Source organism: Vibrio sp. 1457 (assembly GCF_033340195.1).
GTDB classification, from domain to species: Bacteria; Pseudomonadota; Gammaproteobacteria; order Enterobacterales; family Vibrionaceae; genus Vibrio; species Vibrio alginolyticus.
Map to the genome: position 1 here is coordinate 1 of NZ_JAWOWA010000127.1, position 1,099 is coordinate 1,099.

1 protein-coding gene is annotated in these 1,099 nt (G+C 47.8%); it reads left to right on the plus strand.

Going from position 1 to position 1,099, the window contains the following annotated elements:
• Positions 1–30: 30 nt before the first annotated feature.
• Positions 31–1,099, plus strand: a 1,069-nt coding sequence (locus R7Z41_RS24245) for an APC family permease (protein WP_318141671.1), incomplete at its 3' end; no start/stop codon positions are given.

The window sequence follows — 1,099 nt, forward strand, 5'->3', positions numbered from 1 at the left end:
GGCGGGGTCAGTACCTGGATTAAACACACGATGGGACCCGGACTGGCTTATCTCGCCGCGTGGACCTACTGGGTGGTGCATATTCCCTATCTGGCACAAAAACCCCAGGCAATTCTGATTGCGCTCGGTTGGGCGATGAAAGGCGACGGTTCGCTAATCAAAGAATATTCAGTCGTAGCGTTACAGGGGTTAACGCTGGTGCTGTTTATCTTCTTTATGTGGGTTGCTTCACGCGGTATGAAATCGCTGAAAATCGTCGGTTCTGTGGCAGGGATTGCTATGTTTGTTATGTCGCTCCTGTATGTGGCGATGGCGGTAACCGCGCCTGCAATTACTGAAGTGCATATTGCGACCACAAACATTACCTGGGAAACGTTCATTCCTCATATCGACTTTACCTACATTACCACTATTTCAATGCTGGTTTTCGCGGTTGGCGGAGCAGAGAAGATTTCTCCTTACGTTAATCAAACGCGCAACCCAGGAAAAGAATTTCCAAAAGGGATGCTATGCCTGGCGGTGATGGTTGCGGTTTGTGCCATTCTGGGCTCGCTGGCGATGGGGATGATGTTTGATTCGCGTAATATCCCGGATGACTTAATGACCAACGGTCAGTATTACGCCTTTCAGAAGCTGGGCGAGTATTACAACATGGGTAATACTTTAATGGTGATTTACGCCATTGCGAATACCCTGGGACAAGTAGCTGCGCTGGTATTCTCGATTGATGCCCCGCTTAAAGTGCTATTAGGTGATGCTGACAGCAAATATATTCCAGCCAGTTTATGTCGTACCAACGCTTCTGGTACGCCCGTTAATGGCTATTTTCTGACCCTGGTGCTGGTGGCAATTCTGATTATGCTGCCGACTCTCGGCATCGGTGATATGAACAATCTCTATAAATGGCTGTTGAATCTTAACTCGGTAGTGATGCCGCTGCGTTATTTATGGGTATTTGTTGCATTTATTGCAGTCGTTCGCCTGGCGCAGAAATATAAACCAGAATATGTCTTTATTCGTAATAAGCCTCTGGCAATGACCGTCGGGATTTGGTGTTTTGCCTTTACCGCCTTTGCCTGTTTGACGGTGATCTTCCCGA